Genomic DNA, 19,403 nt, shown 5'->3' with positions numbered 1-19,403 from the left:
TGTTGGGGTGGCGTGGGCGGGGAGTGGTCTATTCCACACTGATGTGCATGAACGAGTGGTTCTCCGAGGTTCCGGTTGGCCGGTGGCGTGTGTCGGCGGGTGCCGGCTGGTGTGGTGGGGGGTCGCGGGTATGAGTGGTGTGTTGGGTGGGCGGGTTGGTTCCGCGGGCCTGGTGGTGGTCGGTGCCGGTGTTGCTGGTTTGCGGGTGGTGCAGGGGGTTCGTCGTGAGGGTTATGACGGGCCGGTTTCGGTGATCGGTGCCGAGACGCATCTTCCGTATGATCGGCCGCCGTTGTCGAAGCAGGTGCTCACGGGTGAGTTGGGTGCTGTGGCGGCGGAGTATCACGGTCGCGATTATTTCCGGGATCTCGGCGTGACGATGCTGACCGGTGCCCAGGTCAGCGCGGTGGATGTGTCTGCCCGGGTGCTGTCGGTGCAGTTGGACGGATCGTCTGTGGCAGAGCAGGTTCCGTTCGATGCGTTGGTGGTGGCGACGGGGGCGCGGCCGCGGCGGTTGCCGTGTGCGGTGCCGCCTCGGGGTGTGCACGTGGTGCGCACTGTCGAGGATTCGGCGGCGCTGTATGCGGAGTTGCTGACGGGCCCGAAGGTGGTGGTTGTCGGTGGTGGTTTCATCGGTGCGGAAGTCGCGTCCAGTGCGCGGTCACTCGGTTTGGATGTGACGGTGCTCGAGGCTGCGCGCTCCCCGATGGAGCGGGCGATCGGACCGGTGGTGGCGAGGTCGCTGAGCGGGTTGCACGAACTCAACGGCGTGTCCTTGCGGTGCGGTGCCGGGGTGACCGGGATTGTCGGCGGTGATCGCGTCGAGGGTGTGGTCCTCGATGACGGGTCGGCGATTGCGGCCGACGTGGTGGTGGTCGGTGTCGGGGTGGTGCCGGACGTCGAGTGGCTTTCCGGTAGTGGTCTTCCGCTCGGTGACGGACTCGAGTGCGATCAGTTCCTGCGTGCTGGTTCCGATGTGGTGTTCGGGGTCGGTGATGCGGTGTCGTGGCCGAATGCGGCGGTCGGCGGGGTGAGGATGCGCTCGCAGCAGTGGACCACCGCTGGTGATCAGGGTGCGCACGCTGCCCGGGTGTTGGTGCACGGGTCGCAGGTTGCGGGACCGTTCGGGCACGACATGTATTTCTGGTCGGATCAGTACGGGGTGAAGATCCAGGGGGCGGGGGTGTTCGCGGGGGACGTCGAGGTTGTCGAGGAGCGGCCGGATCTGTCGCGCCTGGTCTCTGCGTATCGGCAGGGGGAGTTGGTGCGTGGTGCGGTGACGGTGAATGCGCCGAAGCAGTTCCGGCGTCTTCGGAAAATGATCGGTTCTAGAGAGCCGTGGAGTGAGGCGGTCGAGTTCGCCCCTGCTGCTGCGGTTCTTGGTGGAGGTGAGGTTCGGTGAGTTCAGTGTCAGAGATCGAGGTCGGTCTCGATCAGGCCGATTGCTGCGGTTCGGGGATGTGTGCGAACTTGGCGCCGGCGGCGTTCGAGATCGATCCGTCCGGGGTCGCGGTGGTGTTGCCAATGGCGTCGGGTTCTGATCGGGGACAGCTGTTGCGGGCGGCAAAGAGTTGCCCCACAGCTTGTATCACGTTGGTAGAGAACGGCGAAGAGATCGAACTCTTCTAACCAACAAACCACCGGGGGATTGCCAGCAATACCGCACATTAGACAGTTCGGCCACCGGCCGTTCGGCGAACGTGCGGACTTATCGCAACGGCTGAGTCGACCGGCCGCGCCCACAAGCATCATGTCGACAACCCATGCCCCCGGTCGTGAAGAATCGCGCCGGCCTGAAAGAGGAGTCACTCGGGATGGATCTAACTGCAGCGAAGGTATCTCAAATACCTGTTGTCACCGAAAAAGACGTGAAGGCAGCAACCTGGATTTGCTTCTTCGCCTGGACGTTCGCGGTCTACGACTTCGTGCTCTTCGGCAGTCTGCTCCCCAAGCTCGCCGAAGACCACGGTTGGACCGAGTCGTACTCGACCGGTGTGAACACCTGGGTCACCATTGGCACCGCGTTCGTCGCGTTCGGCGTCGGCCCGATGGTCGACAAGCTCGGCAGGCGGCGGGGAATCGTCATCGCCGTTATCGGAGCGGCACTCATGTCCGCGTTGACTGCCGCGGCCGGATGGGTGGTCGGCGTCATCGCCGGTGTCGGAGTGGTGATCCTCATTCTCGTCCGTTCGGTTGCCGGGCTCGGGTACGCCGAACAAGCAATCAATGCAACGTATCTCAACGAGATGTTCGCGCATGTATACACCACTCCAGCCAAGGCGCGCCGCCGCGGACTCATCTACTCAGTCGTGCAATCGGGCTTCTCGATCGGATCAGTCCTCGCTGTCGGCTCGATCTACCTGCTGTTCCCGATCGGCGGATGGGCGCTGTGTTTCGTCGTCGGTGCCTTTCCGGCGCTATTCATGGTCTGGGCCGCGAAGTACCTGAAGGAAAGCCCGCAGTTCACCGTCCGCCACGAGGCGAAAAAGCTCCTCCAGAACGGCCGATCAGACGAAGCCCACGCACTCGTCGAGGCCGCCGGGCTCGATCTGAAAGATCAGTCGGCCCCGCTCGTGTCCGCCTTCAAGCGTGAATCCCTGCGCTCAACTGTCGTCCTCAGCCTGTCCTTCTTCTTGATCTGGTTCGGTGTACTCGCTTTCAGCATTCTCGGAACATCGGTGCTCAACTCCGCTGACGGAAAGAACATCGAATTCGACGGAGCACTGCAAATTCTGATCGTCTCGAACTTCAGCGCCATCGCGGGCTACATGTTCTTCGGCTGGCTCGGCGACCGGATCGGGAGGCGCAACACCATCGCCATCGGATGGATCCTTTGCGGCGCGTGCTTCACTGCGATGCTGCTCACCCCGAACAGCGATTACGGCCTGATCGTAGCCCTGTACAGCCTGGGGCTGTTCCTCCTTTCCGGCCCCTTCGCTGCCCTGCTGTTCTTCGGCGGCGAGAGCTTCCCGGTTCACGTCCGGGCTACGGGCAACTCGATTGTCGCCGCTTCCGGGCAGCTCGGCGCGGTCGTCGCCGGTGCACTCATCACGATGACACTCGCCGGTGGAACTGGTTGGACCAATACCGCGCTGATGTGGGGAGCATTGCCCATCTTCGCTGCCGGCGTTGTCATCCTCGCCGCCCGAAACGTGAAGCCCGGCGAAGTGCGGATCTTCTAGCACCTCGATCGAGGGGCGGATGCACGGGAACGCCTCGCCAACGGGTGTTTCGTATTCGCCCGCGGTGACAGCGCTATTACGACACAAGCAGGAGATCTCATGACGAATTCCACACAAAGTGATCGCACAACATTTCTTCCGCAGAACAACGAAGACGCAACCCGGTTTCTCGACGCGTTCGCGACGATGTCGTCCTTCGGGGCCACCGAAGCCGGCGGCATCGAACGGCAGGCTGCAACCGAGGAACACGGACAAACCCGCTCCTGGTTGGCGGGCTGGCTCACGGAACGAGGATTCTCGGTCCGACGCGACCACGCCGGGAACATGTTCGCCTTGGTGGAGCTGACGCCGGGTGCCCCGTACGTGCTCGCAGGTTCGCACCTCGACAGCCAGCCCCGCGGCGGTCGATTCGACGGCGCTTACGGCGTCCTGGCCGCCGCACACGCTGCCGAACGCGTCGTGTCCCACTACCGCAGTTCCGGTGAGAAGGCCGCGCTGAACATTGCCGTGGTCGATTGGTTCAACGAAGAGGGTTCACGCTTCAAACCCAGCATGATGGGCAGCGCTGTCTTCACCGGCAAACTCGATCGCGATGTGGCACTCGGGACCACCGACACGGAGGGTACGACGGTCCGTGAAGCTTTGACGGCCATTGGCGAGATCGGAACCGAGGCAGTCTTCGGGGATTCCGAATCCGTCGCCTGCTACGCCGAGATCCACATCGAGCAGGGCAAGATCCTTGATAAACAGAGCGTCGAGATCGGGCTGGTTCCGTCGACGTGGGCGGCTAACAAGTACGAGATCTCGGTGCACGGCGCGCAGGCTCATACCGGATCCACGGAGATGGCAGATCGGCAGGACGCACTCTACGGCGCGGCCCTTGCCGTGGCTGCAGTGCGCGAACTCGCGGACCGCTACGAGCTCAAACTCCACACGTCCTGCGGACAACTCACCGTGTATCCCAACTCGCCGGTGGTGGTCGCCCGCGAAGTGCAGATGCACCTTGACCTGCGTTCTCCGGACGACGCCATTCTGGCCGAGGCGGACGACTTGCTGCGTCGACAGTTCGCCGAGATCGAGGTCAAAGCGAATGTGCGAATCGAGAAGCGCCATGCCCACACATGGAAGGCGAACTACTACCAGGGCGAGGGTGTGGAGCTCGCGCGTACCGTCGCCGACGACCTCGGACTGAGCAACATCGAGGTGCAGACACGGGCCGGCCACGACTCGACGAACATGAAGGATCTCGTGCCGACCGTGATGCTCTTCATCCCGAGCGTTGACGGTATCTCCCACAGCGAACTGGAATTCACCGAGGACAAGGACCTGTGCAATGGGGTCGAACTCCTCGCCGAGACCCTGTTCCGAATGAGCCGCGGCGCCCTGACCGGTAGCCCGGCGCAGTAGCCGTCAGCACCCAGAGCTGACCCGGGGTGCGTGCGCCAACGACATCGCACGCACCCCCGCCCATCAGGACATCGAACAGACAGACAGAGCGGACGCAAACCATGGGAAGAACACTGATATCGGGCGGCACGGTGATCAACGCCACCGGCACTCGCAAAGCCGACGTCCTCGTCGACGGTGAGACCATCACGGCCATCCTCGCGCCCGGCACAGACTCCGAACTGGTGAGCCGGAACACTGTCGAGCGGGTCATCGATGCGACAGGGAAATACGTCATCCCCGGTGCTATCGACGGGCACACCCACATGGAGATGCCTTTCGGTGGAACCGAAGCCTCGGACACATTCGAGACGGGCACCCGCGCAGCGGCATGGGGTGGCACGACGTCGATCGTCGACTTCGTCATCCAGAAGTCGGGGGAGAATCCCCTGCAACAGTTCGAGGCCTGGCACAAGAAGGCGGCCGGGAACTGCGCCGTCGACTATGGCTTCCACCAGGTGCTCAGCGACATCCAACCCTCCTCGTTGACAGCAATGGACGAACTGGTCAATGAGGGAGTGACCAGCTTCAAGTTCTTCATGGCATACAAGGGCGTCTTCCTCTCCGATGACGGCCAGATCTTCCGAGGCATGCAGAAGGCCGCGGACAACGGCGCGTTGGTCATGATGCACGCCGAGAACGGAAGCGTCATCGATGTTCTGGTGCAGCAGGCGATCGAGCGCGGCGACACCGCCCCGTACTTCCACGGTCTCACCCGGCCCTGGCAGGCGGAAGCGGAAGCGACCCACCGCGCGATCATGCTTGCTGATCTGACCGGAGCTCCGCTGTACATCGTGCACGTCAGCGCGAAGCAGGCCGTTGAGCACATCGCGGCAGCGCGCGACCGCGGGAAGAACGTGTTCGCCGAAACCTGTCCGCAGTACCTGTATCTCTCGCTCGAAGAGCAACTCGGGGCCCCCGGCTTCGAAGGTGCGAAGTGGGTGTGTTCGACACCTCTCCGGGCACGCGCCGAAGGGCACCAGGCGCACATGTGGCAGGGACTGCGCACCAACGACCTTCAGGTGGTCTCCACCGACCACTGCCCCTTCTGCATGAAGGGACAGAAGGACATGGGGATCGACGATTTCTCGAGAATCCCGAATGGATTCGGGGGTGTCGAGCACCGCCTTGATCTGATGTACCAAGGCGTCGTCATGAGGGAGATCTCGCTGCCGAGATGGGTCGAACTCTGCTGCACTACGCCAGCCCGAATGTTCGGAATGTACGGCCGCAAGGGGGTCATCGAACCCGGTGCCGACGCCGACATCGTCATCTACGACCCCAACGGGCACACCAGCATCGGAGTGGGCAAGACCCACCACATGAATATCGACTACTCCGCGTGGGAGGGATTCGAAATCGACGGCCACGTCGACACCGTCATGTCGCGAGGGAAGATCCTCATCGACGACGGCAAATACCACGGTCGGCCAGGCCACGGCGAGTACATCAAACGTGGTCTCAGCCAGTACCTCATCTAGCACTTACCCACTTGTGACATCGATACAACGTTCAGCACGAAGGGAAAGACAATGGAATTCGGTATAGTGGTTCAATGTAATCCGCCGGCATCGCGGACGATCGAACTGGCAGTTGCCGCCGAGAACCGCGGATTCGACTACTTCTGGACGTTCGACTCCCACCTGCTGTGGCAGGAGCCGTACGTCATCTACAGCCAGATCCTGGCGAACACCCGCAACATCAAGGTCGGACCGATGGTGACGAACCCGCTCACCCGCGACTGGACGGTCACCGCCTCGACCTACGCCACCTTGAATTCGATGTACGGCAATCGCACGGTCTGCGGTATCGGGCGCGGCGACAGCGCAGTACGGTCCCTCGCGGGCAAGCCGTCCACTTTGACGGATCTGCGTAATGCCGTCGGAGTGGTCGGCAACCTCGCCAACGGCCGTACCTCGGAGGTAAACGGCAGCACCGTTCGGTTGCCCTGGGCGGCGAAATCGCAGCTCGACGTGTACGTCGCGGCATACGGGCCCAAGGCGCTCGAGCTGACAGGCCAGGTCGCCGACGGGTTCCTGCTCCAACTGGCCGACCCCGCCATCGCGAAGTGGACCATCGAGCGGGTCAAGAACGCAGCCGCAGATGCCGGCCGCGATCCCGACGACGTCAAGATCTGTGTGGCAGCACCCGCCTACGTGGGCGACGACATCGAGCATCAGCGTGACCAGTGCCGTTGGTTCGGCGCAATGGTGGGAAACCACGTCGCCGACATCGTGTCGAAGTACGGAACCGACGAATCCGGTCGGACGGCAGGTGTTCCGAAGGAACTGACCGACTACATCAAGGGACGTCAGGGCTACGACTACAACGAGCATGGACGTGCGGGCAACTCCCATGCGTCCTTTGTTCCGGACGAGATCGTCGATCGGTTCTGCATCCTGGGCGGGGTCGACAACCACGTCGAACGCCTGAAGGAACTGCAGAAGCTCGGTGCTGACCAGTTCGCGATCTACCTACAGCACGACGGTCAAGATCAGACCATCGCCGAGTACGGCAACCGTGTCATCGGTGCCATCAACGCCGCAGAGAGCGCGATCCTGTGACACCTGAGGAGACATGACATGTGGTCTGTTCTGGTACCCGTCAAGCCGCTCACCGCGGCGAAGAGTCGCCTGGACGTCGGCGACATGCGAAAGCACTATGCGCTGGCTTTCGCCCAGGACACAGTCGCGGCCCTCAGCGGATGCCCGGATGTGGCTGTGATCTTCGCGATCACCGCCGACCCGGTCGTCCGCGAGGCGCAGTCCCATTCCCGAGTAGTTTTCCTCGATGACCTGCATGGGGACCTCAATCGATCGGTAGCGGCAGGGTTGGGTTTGGTCCGCCGCCTGGCGCCGGACACCCACACCGCCGTGGTGATGGCCGATCTTCCGGCCCTGACTCCCGAGGAATTCTCGGAGGTGTGCTTTCTCGCCTCACAGTGCGGCGAAAGCTACGTCTCGGATCGGGAGGGCTTCGGGACGACGGCACTGTTCAGCACCGGGGACCGGTTGCGGCCGAAGTTCGGTCCGGGCTCCGCCGGCGACTACGCCGCCGCCGGATACACCGAACTCGCTGTCCATTCGTATCCCGGTATCCGCCGAGACGTCGATACGGTCGAGCACCTCGAGGCGGCGGCGCGGCTAGGGGTCGGCCGCGCGACGAAAACGCTGATGTCCAAACAGCAACAGTATGTGACGGTCAATTCCTGAAGGTTGGTGCGCCCGCATGTGGGCGCTCCCAATAGCAGAACGCGGTAGTAGATGAATATGAGCGCTGAACCCAATCCGATCCAACCAAATGGATCGGCGATTCGCCGATCGTTGAATCGTGCCCGCAAAGGGCTGCCCCTCAACGTCGACGAGGCGACAGTGCTCCTCCACGCACGAGGTGACGATCTCGACGATTTGTGCACCTCCGCGTCGCGGGTTCGGGACGCGGGCCTGACGGCCGCGAACCGGCCCGAAACGGTGACCTACTCACGAAAGGTGTTCATCCCGCTCACACGCCTGTGCCGGGACAAGTGCCACTACTGCACCTTCGCCGTCAGCCCCCGCCGGCTCCAGTCCCACAACGAGTCCCTGTTCTTGGACCCCGACGAGGTAGTCGACATCGCACGGTCCGGCGCCGCGTTGGGGTGCAAGGAAGCCCTCTTCACCCTCGGAGACCACCCGGAATCCCGATGGCCGGAGGCGCAGGAGTGGTTGGCTTCACGCGGCTACGACTCGACCATCGACTACCTGCGGGCCATGGCGATCCGAGTGCTCGAAGAGACCGGGCTTCTCCCTCACCTGAACCCCGGAGTGATGACCTGGGAAGAGATGGCGCGACTCAAACCCGTCGCCCCATCGATGGGAATGATGCTCGAGTCCACAAGCCGCAGACTCTTCGACGTCAAAGGACAGCCCCACTACGGAAGCCCCGACAAGGATCCTGAGGTTCGTCTGCATACCCTGGCCGTCGCGGGACGACTTAACGTCCCCTTCACCACCGGCATCCTGGTTGGAATCGGTGAAACCCTCCGAGACCGGGTCGAGTCCATCATGGCAATCCGCGCCTCACACAAAGAGTACGGGCACATCCAGGAAGTGATCGTTCAGAACTTCCGAGCCAAGCCGGACACCGCGATGCGGTCAACACCCGATACGGATTTCGACGACTTCCGCGCCACGATCGCCGTCACCCGGCTGCTACTCGGCCCCGCAATGCGAGTGCAGGCCCCACCGAACCTGGTGAGCGAGCACGAATGCCGGGCCCTGCTCGCCGCCGGCATCGACGACTGGGGAGGGGTCTCGCCGCTGACGCCCGATCACGTCAACCCGGAGCGGCCCTGGCCTCAACTCGACGCGCTGACGAAGATCACTGCCGACGCCGGGTACATCCTGCGCGAACGCACGGCCGTCCAACCCGGTTACACGCTGTCCGGTCCGCCCTGGATAGACCCGCGTGTCACACCGCATCTTCGTGCGCTCACCGATATGAGCACCGGGTTGGCCCAGGCCGACGCGATACCGACTGGAATGCCATGGCAGGAGCCTGACGAGGTGTGGGAGTCCCTCGGCCGAACCGACCTCAACACCGAGATCGACGTCACCGGAAGAAACACCGACAACCGGTCCGACCTCGGGTCGGTCTTTGGTGACTGGGATTCCGTCCGGGCCCACACAACGGCAATCCGCGCGCCCGAACGCATCGACCGTGACGTGCATGCGGCGTTGTCCGCCGCCGAGCGCAATCCCGGCGAATGCACCGATGAGGAATATCTCGCGATGGCCACCGCGGAAGGAGACGCACTGACCGCGGTCACCAGCCTCGCCGACGACCTGCGTCACGCTGTCGTCGGGTCGGATGTCACCTATGTCGTCAACCGGAACATCAACTTCACCAACATCTGCTACACCGGATGTCGTTTCTGCGCGTTCGCGCAACGCAAAGGCGACGCTGATGCATTCACGCTGTCCAACTCGGACGTCGCCGATCGCGCATGGGAAGCGCATGTGGCGGGCGCCACCGAAGTGTGCATGCAGGGCGGTATCGACCCGGAGTTGCCGGTGACCGGTTACGCGGACATCGTCCGAGCTGTCAAAGCACGGGTGCCGTCGATGCACGTACACGCGTTCTCGCCGATGGAGATCGTCAACGGCGCCACCCGCGGTGGGCAGTCGGTGCGCGACTGGTTGACCGAACTATCCGAGGCGGGCCTGGACACCATCCCAGGTACGGCTGCGGAGATCCTCGACGACGAGGTGCGGTGGATCCTCACCAAAGGAAAATTGCCGACGCAGACGTGGATCGACGTGGTCACAACTGCCCACCAGGTCGGCCTGCGATCATCGTCGACGATGATGTACGGGCACGTCGATACGCCGAAGCATTGGATCACGCACCTCAATGTTCTGAAAGGGATTCAGGACCAGACACAGGGTTTCACCGAGTTTGTCCCGTTGCCCTTCGTCCATCAGAACGCGCCCCTGTATCTCGCGGGTGCGGCACGGCCAGGCCCGACCCAACGCGACAACCGCGCAGTCCACGCCTTGGCGCGGATCATGCTGCACGGCCGAATCGACAACATCCAGACAAGCTGGGTCAAGCTGGGAGTCGCCGGTACTCAAGCCATGCTCAGTGGAGGGGCCAATGATCTCGGCGGGACCTTGATGGAAGAGACGATTTCGCGTATGGCCGGTTCGCAGCACGGTTCACTCAAGACCGTGGCGGGACTGGAGGAGATCGCCCACGGTATCGGCCGAAGCGCCGCGCAGCGCACCACGACGTACGAGCCGGTCCATAGCATCGCGCACCGCAGTGTAGGGGGTGACGCGTGACCGTTGACGACGATCGCGGCACAAAATGCTCCGTTCGGCTCCGGCCTTCTCTACCACCATGGGGTCCTCGCGAGGCATCACGGTATCGACACACAACACAGCAAAGGTCATAGCAATGACGTTGCCGTCTGTCGCCGACATCATCGCGATGCCCGAGGTGCAATCGGGGCGGCCGCAGGTGCTCGCCGGCCACTCCAAGCTGGACAAGCGCGTCCGATGGGCACATGTCAGTGAACTGGAAGACATTTCATCGCTGCTCAAAGGCGGGGAGCTCATCCTCACCACGGGCATCGCTCTGCCCGAGAACGGGTCCGAGCTGCGCCACTACATCGAGGCCCTTGCGGTCGCGGAGGCGAGCGGCCTCTTCATCGAGACCGGGCGTCGATTCGCCACCGTCCCCGAGGCCATGATTCGGGCATGCGCACGGACGGGGCTCCCTCTCGTGGAGCTACGACGGGAGGTCCGGTTCGTCCACCTCACCGAAGCAGTGCATTCACGCATCGTTCAGCATCAGTTTGACGCCCTCAGTCTGTCCGCCCGAGCTCACGAAACCTTCACTGCACTGTGCATCGAGGGGGCAAGCGTCGCCGAGATCGTGCACGAGACAGCAAAGATGATTGGTTCCCCCGTCGTCTACGAAGATCTGATGCATCGAGTGCTGGCATACTCCGCACTCGATGTGGCAACAGAGGACCTACTCGCGAATTGGACGAATCGGTCACGGTCGATCCGTACCCACGGCCGCCCAGCGGAAGGCGATTCGGAAGGCTGGTCGGTGACGTCGGTCGAAGCACACGGCCAGACTTTCGGACGACTGATCGTGGTCCCGTCCGAAAGCGTCACCAATGAGCAGCAGATGGTCGTCGAGCGCGCGGCAACGGCGCTGACATTGAACCGGCTACTCGCCCGAAACACCGATGAGCTCGAGAACCGCGTGCAGCGGTCGATCCTCACCGACATTCTCGAGCACCGCTACCTCAACGAACGAGACATGCACGCGCGGACACAAGCATTCGGCGTTCCCACCACGCGAAAAATCCTGATCGCCGCCGTCATCCACAAGGTCCCGGGACAACAAGCCGTCCCAGCGCGGGGAACGGCACGGACCGCACGAACCATCGCCGCACAACTGCGCACGAAAGGGATCAAGTCCCTGGTCGCTCCTTCGCCTGACGGAAACATCGACGTGATGATCACGTTGAATACGGCCGAGGAAAAGGAACGGGTCCTCGCTCTGGCCGCCAGTGTCATCCATGTGAATCTCCCCGATGATCATCTGATCGGAGTCGGGACCTTTGTCCGCTCACTCGGTGAACTGGCGCGCTCGTTCGCTGAGGCGCGTCACGTCACACTCGCCGCTCGCGCGCTCGACGGGCAACGCGACTATTTCGAGATGCCCGACGTACAGTTGCGAGGCCTGCTCTTCACCCTCGCCGACGATCCACGACTGCAGGCATTCGTTGAACGCATGCTCGCGCCGTTACTCGATCACGACAACCGTCATGGAACCGATCTTGGCAGCACCCTCGAGGTGTATCTCGCCCACCGCGGAAACAAGTCCAGTGCCGCCGCTGCGGCCCATATCTCTCGACCGGCGTTTTATCAGCGGTTAGCGTCGATCGAACGCACATTAGCGGTGGACCTCGAGTCTGCGGATGTCTGCACCTCGTTGCACGCCGCCCTGATGGCGCTCAACGCCACCTGGCGAACCACCAGGTAGGACGTCTCGGTCGTCCTCGGCGATTGTGACGAGCGCCGAGGACGGCCGTCGCGCTACCGCGCCAGGACTCCCACTGCGGATGCCCGAGAATTCTCCTTCGGGATTACCGTCGTGCCGGTCGCACGGACCACCACAATCGGTTCGTCGAGGATGTCCGCGGCGCTGGGGGAGGCATCGTAGCGGGAGGCGACCACCTTGCGAGCTTCGAACTTGACGGTGCGACTGGTATTTCCGATCTTCTCGACCGTGCCGGCCACCTCGATGAAGTCGCCGGCATACACCGGGGCGAGGAACTGGATATCGGAGTAGCCGACGAACAGTCCTTCGTCGCCGTCCGTCTTGATGGCGATCTCGGTGATCACGTCACCGAAAAGCTTCAGAATCCGGGCGCCTTCGACCAGGTTTCCGCCGTAGTGGGCTTCCTCCTGCCCGATCCGTACGCGCAACGTGGAGGTGAGTTGGTCAGTCATGGTCGTTCTCCTTTGACATGTGATGCGACGAGTTGCCGCATGTGATCTCGTTCGAAAACCGCGTCTACCGCGGTTGCATGGTGTGGGCCGACGATCAGGGGATTGATGTCGATTCCGACGATGTCGGGGTTGGATACTCCCAGATGGGAGACCGCGCACAGAGCAGTGATCACACCGTCGAGGTGGAGTCTTCCGCCGCGTGCGTCGGCAATCATCTTGCCGACGCGGGACGTGGTGATCAGCCGGGCAGCGTCAGCGCGGCTGACCGGACCGACATGTAGGGCGACGTCGTCGAAGAACTCGGTCCACACACCGCCTAAACCGATCAGTGTGGTCGGGCCGAACACTGGATCGCGCTTGTAGCCGACGATCAGTTCTAGTGAGCCCGCGATCATCTCGGCGACGATGATCTCAAGGTCGGTGCCGGACCGCTGCGCCCACGCGAACATCCGCTCCGCTTCGGCACGGATCGTCGCAGAGTCGGTCAGGCCGACCCGGACCAAGCCGAGTTCGGTCTTGTGGATCACACCGGGGGCACTGCCCTTCAATGCCACGGGGCCATCGATCCGCGCAGCAGCGACTAAAACGTCCTCGGTCGTCCGCGCCCGGATTGTCCGCGGTATACGAACTCCTCGTTGCTCGAGCGCCGCAAGTGCCCGGTCCTCGGTGTCGACCTCACCGAGGAGGATATCGTCGGTGCAGGGGCCGCCGAGATCGCTGCGAACGACTCGCGGCGATGCCAATTTCGCCAGAGCGGACAACGCGGTCCGCGCGCCACGTACGAGCGGAATACATCGGGACCGACAGAATGCCTCGACGTCAGGATCCGGGTCCTGGCTCGTCGGGCTGAGGAGAACCGGGAACTTGCCCGTATCACGAGTTGCATCGTCGAGATAGCGCGCAAGGTCGAGCCCGAGTTGCCTCTCGAATTGTCCCGCGGTCCGCTGCTGGTCGATCGAGACGATCACAATATCGCCCGGCTCCTGAGCAACCGTCTCCAGGACAGTCGGGTAAATCGCGGCATACTGATCGGTTCCCCATGGGTCGAGCGGATTTCGGACGTGGAACCGAGGCCACTGTTCGGCAAGCGCATCCACGGTACGGGCTTGGATCGAAGGAAGCTCGAGACCGACATCCTCGACGATGTCGGAAATCATGTTGCCCTCGCCACCGGAGTTCGTCACGATGTGAGCCCGGAGCCCACGGGGTAGCGGTCGGCCGGCGCCCAGAAGTTCACCCACGGAAATCAACTCGTCGAGATCGTCCGCGACAATGGCACCGGCTTGGCGGAGGGCCGCGCTCGTGATTCGAGCACCGGACGCCAGTTTGCCGGAGTGAGCCGCGATGCCGTCCCGGGCGGCTTGGGACCGACCGACGACGCAGACTGCTAGCGGCTTGCCTGCCTCACTGAGACGGCGCACCGCGGCGATGGTCTCATCCGCGTTCGTAATTGTTTCGATGAACGCCAGGACGGCGGTGGTGTGTTCGTCCGTGGCGAAGAATTCGAGGAGGTCCGCGATGGACGTTGTCGCCTCGCTGCCGGAGGAGATGACCGTCGACAGTGGCACACGCCCACCCGAATTCACCATGGCTTCTACGATTGCACCGCTCTGCGCCACCACACCCACACCACCGCGTCGCACGGACTCCGGGACGGTACCGACATACGGCGCCGCACCGGTCACCAAGTCGACGACACCCATACAATTCGGTCCGATAACGTCGAAGTCATAGGTCGCACGCAGGTCACTGAGATGCGCCGACACCGCAAGTGCGGCAGAACCGGAGTCGGTGTAACCGGCGCCCGGAATGACAAACCCGCGGATGCCGAGCGCGAGCCCATGCTCGACGATCGCACCGACCTTGTTGGCGCCTACCTGCACGACTACAAGATCGGGGATCTGGCCGAGGTCGTCGAGTGCGGCAAAAGCCGCAATGCCCTCCACTTTTGCGTGAGTGGGAGTCACAGGCAGAAGGGTTCCAGAGAACCCGAGATTCAGGCAGTTCCGCAAAGCCACGCGCCCGACGAACGATCGAGGTGATGCCCCCACCACGGCGATGGACCGTGGGCGAAGCAACGAGTGAAGCGACATACCGAGAACTATCAGGGAGAAAGGCGTAACTCGGATAGTGGCACTGTGTCAACTGAAGTCAGCGCAAGTTAACAGACTGATAATGGTGGAAGGGGTTCGCGGCACCGAGACTGTCAGGACAGTCGTTTCAGGAAGGTGCTGGTCATGAGTATTCCCGAAGAGTTCCGAGCGTTCGTCGTCGACAAGGACACGGAGGGCGAGGTTCGACATCTCGGTGCCGAGGTCCTCGGCGACGGTGACGTCACCATCAAGGTGAACTGGTCTGGCGTCAACTACAAGGACGGCCTCGCCTCGCGGCCCGGCGGCAAAGTAGCAAGGATTTCACCCCTCATTCCGGGCATCGACCTCGCAGGAACTGTCGTCGATCCGGGGCAGTCAAGTATTGCCACGGGAACCTCCGTCCTGGTTCACGGCTACGACCTGGGCGTCGCACATCACGGCGGATTCGCCGAATATGCCCGCGTACCCGCAGAGTGGGTGGTCCGTCTCCCACAAGGTCTGACTGACAAGGAGGCCATGAGCCTGGGAACTGCCGGCTTCACCGCCGGGCTGAGCGTTGTCGCGCTCGAGGAGCACGGCATTACCCCAGACCGAGGCCCGATCTTGGTCACCGGTGCAACCGGTGGAGTGGGCAGCACAGCTATCGGAATCCTGGCGCGCCGTGGATACGACGTCGTCGCTTCGACGGGGAAGTCTTCCGCGCATTCATGGCTATTCGAAGTCGGCGCCCACAAGGTCGTCGACCGTGAGGAGACATCATCGGCCACCAAGGCGCTGCAACCAGAGCGGTGGGCCGGGGTTGTCGATTGTGTCGGCGGAGATACGCTCGCCTACGCGCTGAGCACCACGAAGTACGGCGGTGCTGTGGCAGCGAGCGGAAACACCGGCGGAACAGCACTGGCAACAACGGTGTTCCCCTTCATTCTTCGTGGTGTTGCTCTCCTCGGCGTCGATTCCGTGCAGTGCCAGCTCGACAAGCGCCAGGCGATCTGGGAGAGGCTCGCAAACGACCTGCGCCCATTCCACCTCGGTACGTCCGGCACCGAGATCGTGGACCTCGACAATGTGGCATCAGCACTGTCGATGATCTTGACCGGAGGAACCCAGGGGCGCGCCCTCGTTCAGCTTTGCAGCTGACAGAAGCTCCCCATCTGGATACCCGGCCGCCCGCCAAATTGCCGTAGGCACACCCACCCCTCGACGAGGTGGGTGTGCTCGCCGGACAGGTCACAACATCACTGCCCACCGTTATCAACGAGGAGACACAGAGATGGTTACGCGGGGCGATCAACCCATCGAGGAGGAACGGCGCGCGTCAAGCGTGGCATGGCCGCGATGTTGAAGGCGGGGTCATCATGGACATCGTCACACTCGACCAGGCGAAGATCGCCGAGGACGCCAGTGCGGTCGCGGTCATGGCGCTCGACGAGCGGGTTCCCGCGGACATCCGCGCCCAGGGCGGCGTGTCCCGGAGGAGCGACTCGGACATGATCGACGGCATTATCTCCGCGGTGTCCATCCCGGTGATGGCGAAGGCCTGCATCTGAGTGCTCGAAAACGCCGGAAGTGTCCGCCGCGAATTTTCCGAGCGCGTCCGCGCAGGTAGAAGTAGCTTTTGAAGACACGATTCTGTTACAAACAGGGGGGCTATCGCAGATTGAGCCGTGAAATACACGTCAGTACCAGTCGCTGCGGTGAGCTCGGCGTGCCGTGCCAACTCTTTCCCTCTGTCCCACGTCACGGACTTGCGAAGATGATCGGGCAGGGGAGTCATAGCCGCTGCCAGGGCGTCGCGGACCGATTCAGATCCGTATCCGGACAACGCCGGCCCGTTCTTGATCACGGGTCCGAGCCCATATCCGGCTTTGCGCGGCAAGTACAGTTACGTGGTAAACCTCTTACTCCGCTCGACCAGCGTGCCGACCGCGGATCTGTTGAGCGCGATGATCAGATCGCCCTCCCAATGCCCCTTCGTGGCCCGGTCCTTGACCTCGGCAGGTCGGGAGGCGATCGTCACTTCGTCGGTGATGAATCCGGTTTTCTGTTTCTTCGCTCGCGCGCGGGGTTTGCGCAGGGGGCGCCCGGTCCGCGGACACGCGACCGACTCTCGTTCGAGCCCGCCGCGGTCTTCGATGTAGAGAGACTGGTAGATCGCTTCGTGTGATATCCGCATCGACAAGTCTTTGGGGAAGTCGATCGGTAGTCGGTTCGCGATCTGTTCCGGGCTCCACCCGCTGGCCTACCGGCGATCCGCACGCCGCGGCTTGTCACGGCCCTTCCACGACGCGAACGGACCACGACATCTCCGTTCTCATCACGGATAACACCGGAGGATAGCTTTTGAACGTAGTCCCGAGAGCTAGCGTGTGGCCGTTCAGGCGCGATCAGTGACCCACGAACGTGTCACAAGAGCCAGACTTCTTGACGGTACAGTAATTGTCCTTCACGCCGGGTACCGGCCGTCGGTTGATCGAACGACTCTGCGCCGGTGTGAATATCGCTCGGGTGACTGGACGGCGCGAAGCGTACGCCTGGCAACAGGGCGGTTTCATGGCCCATTCGATGCGGTCGGACACCGCCCGCCGCCTCTAGCTGCGGATTTTAACGCCGCGGACGACTTGAGCACCTGCGCCGGACGACAGATCCTAGATGCGTTGACCTTTATACTCGGTCGTGATCAAAACGAGTGAGACCTGAACCACGTTCCGATCACTGAGGAGGGCGCGGTGCCGGTGCCCGGTCACGCACGAACTCCTGTCTACAGCACGGACACTTTCCCGGCAAACGATGCTGCACACATCGTGCGATGCGAGGGGCTCACTCTCGGTCGCCGTCTACGCTATAGCGGGCCCCGCTATGGGGGTGCACGCAAGAACAACGGTGAGGTGGCCCAAGCGTACAGCGAAAAGGCACTGCGCCGCGTCTGGCGATACATGCGCTCTTGCGGCGGACGGCCACGATACCTACCCGCCGCCGCTAACGAACTCTGCTCGAAATCGATTGCCGCAAAGCCACCTTCGAGAATTTGCCTGTGGCAGTTTTAGGGATTTCGTTCAGAATAAGCACTTCCTCGGGAATCCACCAGTTCGCTACCCGGCCGCGCAGGTGATCGTGCACATCACGTGGGGACAAGTCGCAGCCGTGCGCCGGCACCACACAGGCTAGGGGACGCTCGCCCCATTTCTGATCCGTGACGGCGATGACGGCAGCCTCGCTGACGCGGGGGTCGGCCATGATCTCGTTTTCGAGTTCGACGGACGATATCCATTCGCCCCCGGATTTGATGAGGTCTTTGGTTCGGTCCACTATCCGTAGGTGGCCGGCTCCGTCGATGGTCGCGACGTCGCCGGTGCGTAGCCACCCATCGGCGGTTGCTGCGTCGAGAGGGCCCTGTCGGCTGAAGTACGTTGCAGCGATGGTCGGCCCCGACACTTGCAGTTCACCTGAGCTTTCTCCGTCCCACGGCGCAACTGTGCCGTCCTCGCGCATCAGCCGAAGCTCAGTGGTCGGCAGCGGCGTGCCCGGTTCCGAAAGAATCTCGAGTGTCTGTTCGGGTGTGAGGTCGGAGTGGACGGTCGATGTTCGTGCGCTTGTGACCACGGGGCTCGTTTCGGTCATTCCCCAGGCGTTTCGCAACGGCAGTCCCACCTTGCTTTCGTAGGTTGCGGATAAGGAAGTTGGCACTGCTCCGCCGCCGCACACGATGTAGCGAAGACTTGATAAGTCTCTACCGTCGAGGTAGGCAAGGCAGGAGCGCCACACGGTAGTCACGGCGGCGGTGAAGGTGACCTTGTTCCTGTGGATCTGTTCGATCAGTTGTTCTGGTCTTGTTGCTGTCCCAGGCATCACCAGATCTGCGCCGCACATCAGTGCTGCGTAGGGCAGTCCCCACGCGTTGACGTGAAACATGGGCACAACAGGCATGATGACGTCAGCTTCGCGTAGTCCGAAGGCGTCTGCTGTCTGAAGCAGGAGTGCGTGTAGCACGATTGATCGGTGGTCGTAGAGAACGCCTTTGGGTTGTCCTGTCGTGCCCGAGGTGTAGCAGAGCGCTGCGGCTGACCGGTCGTCTTCGACCGCAAACGGACGCGGTGCCTCAATGGCCGCGCTCAGTAGGGTTTCGTAGTCGCGAATTCGTGCGTCCCGCGGAATCGGTACGTCTGCACCGTCGTCTACGACTACGATCAGCCGCACGGACTCGAAGCTGTCGACCAGGGGCCAGATGACGGGCAGGATGGAACGATCCACGAAGAGCAGATCATCTTGCGCGTCGTTGACGATGAAGGTGATCTGTTCGGCGAAGAGTCGATGATTGATTGTGTGCAATACCCGGCCCGTGCAAGGCACGGCCATATACAACTCTAGATGCCGCTGGGTGTTCCACCCGAAAGTCCCCACCCTCGCCGCCGCGGGCACGTCGAGTTGGTCGAGTACTCCGGCAAGCAGGCGCACCCTCTTGGCGACGTCACCGTACGTGGCCGTCGTGGTGTACCCGGCCTGTTCTGTAGTGACCCGCTTATGACGGAACTGATGCTCCATCCGGCTAATCAACATCGGCAACGAGAGGGGGCTGTTCTGCATCATTCCGCGCATGAGACTGTTCGGTTCCTTTGGTCAGTTCGTAGCCAGTTCGCAGAGCCTGATCGTCAAGATTGCATAAGCGGGATCCG

General features: G+C 62.6%; 13 protein-coding genes and 2 pseudogenes. 11 read left to right on the top strand and 4 right to left on the bottom strand.

Annotation, left to right across the window (positions count from 1 at the left end; all coding sequences use genetic code 11):
* Positions 1-130 precede the first annotated feature (130 nt).
* From RhoFasB10_RS22470 to RhoFasB10_RS22430, 9 genes are all read left to right on the top strand, one after another.
* Positions 131-1,402 (top strand): FAD-dependent oxidoreductase, encoded by a 1,272-nt coding sequence (locus tag RhoFasB10_RS22470; protein WP_167678658.1) that lies wholly within the window; start codon positions 131-133, stop codon positions 1,400-1,402.
* 5 nt (positions 1,403-1,407) lie between these two features.
* Positions 1,408-1,629 (top strand): ferredoxin, encoded by a 222-nt coding sequence (locus tag RhoFasB10_RS22465; RefSeq protein ID WP_167678657.1) that lies wholly within the window; start codon positions 1,408-1,410, stop codon positions 1,627-1,629.
* 239 nt (positions 1,630-1,868) lie between these two features.
* A complete protein-coding gene (locus RhoFasB10_RS22460) occupies positions 1,869-3,182 on the top strand; it encodes an MFS transporter (protein ID WP_206031235.1) in 1,314 nt (437 codons plus the stop codon).
* A gap of 99 nt (positions 3,183-3,281) precedes the next feature.
* Positions 3,282-4,589: a M20 family metallo-hydrolase gene (locus RhoFasB10_RS22455; protein ID WP_167678653.1), complete on the top strand. Its 1,308-nt coding sequence runs from the start codon at positions 3,282-3,284 to the stop codon at positions 4,587-4,589.
* A gap of 101 nt (positions 4,590-4,690) precedes the next feature.
* Positions 4,691-6,109, top strand: a complete 1,419-nt coding sequence (hydA, locus tag RhoFasB10_RS22450) for a dihydropyrimidinase (RefSeq protein ID WP_167678651.1) — start codon at positions 4,691-4,693, stop codon at positions 6,107-6,109.
* Between the two features lie 51 nt (positions 6,110-6,160).
* The gene (locus tag RhoFasB10_RS22445) at positions 6,161-7,192 is read left to right on the top strand and encodes a TIGR03842 family LLM class F420-dependent oxidoreductase (RefSeq protein WP_167678649.1); all 1,032 of its coding nucleotides are present in this window, start codon (positions 6,161-6,163) and stop codon (positions 7,190-7,192) included.
* A gap of 18 nt (positions 7,193-7,210) precedes the next feature.
* Positions 7,211-7,840, top strand: a complete 630-nt coding sequence (gene cofC, locus RhoFasB10_RS22440; RefSeq protein ID WP_167678648.1) for a 2-phospho-L-lactate guanylyltransferase — start codon at positions 7,211-7,213, stop codon at positions 7,838-7,840.
* A gap of 51 nt (positions 7,841-7,891) precedes the next feature.
* Positions 7,892-10,450 carry a bifunctional FO biosynthesis protein CofGH gene (locus RhoFasB10_RS22435; RefSeq protein WP_167678646.1) on the top strand — a complete coding sequence of 853 codons (2,559 nt, stop codon included), beginning with the start codon at positions 7,892-7,894 and terminating at the stop codon, positions 10,448-10,450.
* Between the two features lie 115 nt (positions 10,451-10,565).
* Positions 10,566-12,170, top strand: coding sequence for a PucR family transcriptional regulator ligand-binding domain-containing protein (locus tag RhoFasB10_RS22430; RefSeq protein WP_167678644.1), 1,605 nt, complete (start codon positions 10,566-10,568; stop codon positions 12,168-12,170).
* A 53-nt stretch (positions 12,171-12,223) separates the two neighbouring features.
* On the opposite strand, the gene RhoFasB10_RS22425 is transcribed toward RhoFasB10_RS22430, so the two are convergent.
* The gene (locus RhoFasB10_RS22425; RefSeq protein WP_167678642.1) at positions 12,224-12,640 is read right to left on the bottom strand and encodes a hotdog domain-containing protein; all 417 of its coding nucleotides are present in this window, start codon (positions 12,638-12,640) and stop codon (positions 12,224-12,226) included.
* Positions 12,637-14,733 carry an acetate--CoA ligase family protein gene (locus RhoFasB10_RS22420; protein ID WP_167678640.1) on the bottom strand — a complete coding sequence of 699 codons (2,097 nt, stop codon included), beginning with the start codon at positions 14,731-14,733 and terminating at the stop codon, positions 12,637-12,639. The genes RhoFasB10_RS22425 and RhoFasB10_RS22420 overlap by 4 nt, the downstream gene beginning before the upstream one ends.
* A 144-nt stretch (positions 14,734-14,877) precedes the next feature.
* Here RhoFasB10_RS22420 and RhoFasB10_RS22415 point away from each other — a divergent pair, with 144 nt between their 5' ends.
* Positions 14,878-15,870 (top strand): acryloyl-CoA reductase, encoded by a 993-nt coding sequence (locus RhoFasB10_RS22415; protein ID WP_167678638.1) that lies wholly within the window; start codon positions 14,878-14,880, stop codon positions 15,868-15,870.
* 189 nt (positions 15,871-16,059) lie between these two features.
* Positions 16,060-16,271, top strand: a pseudogene (locus tag RhoFasB10_RS22410) (pyridoxal 5'-phosphate synthase lyase subunit PdxS); the annotation flags it as partial.
* Between the two features lie 167 nt (positions 16,272-16,438).
* On the opposite strand, the pseudogene RhoFasB10_RS22405 reads toward RhoFasB10_RS22410, so the two are convergent.
* A pseudogene (locus RhoFasB10_RS22405) lies at positions 16,439-17,029 on the bottom strand (IS30 family transposase); the annotation flags it as partial.
* 680 nt (positions 17,030-17,709) lie between these two features.
* Positions 17,710-19,326 (bottom strand): long-chain fatty acid--CoA ligase, encoded by a 1,617-nt coding sequence (locus RhoFasB10_RS22400; protein ID WP_167678636.1) that lies wholly within the window; start codon positions 19,324-19,326, stop codon positions 17,710-17,712.
* Positions 19,327-19,403 lie beyond the last annotated feature (77 nt).

The sequence above is a fragment of the Rhodococcus sp. B10 genome (assembly GCF_011770055.1).
Lineage (GTDB): Bacteria > Actinomycetota > Actinomycetes > Mycobacteriales > Mycobacteriaceae > Rhodococcoides > Rhodococcoides kyotonensis_B.
The sequence above is the reverse complement of the archived record's forward strand: the minus strand, read 5'-3'. Positions and strand labels throughout refer to the sequence as shown.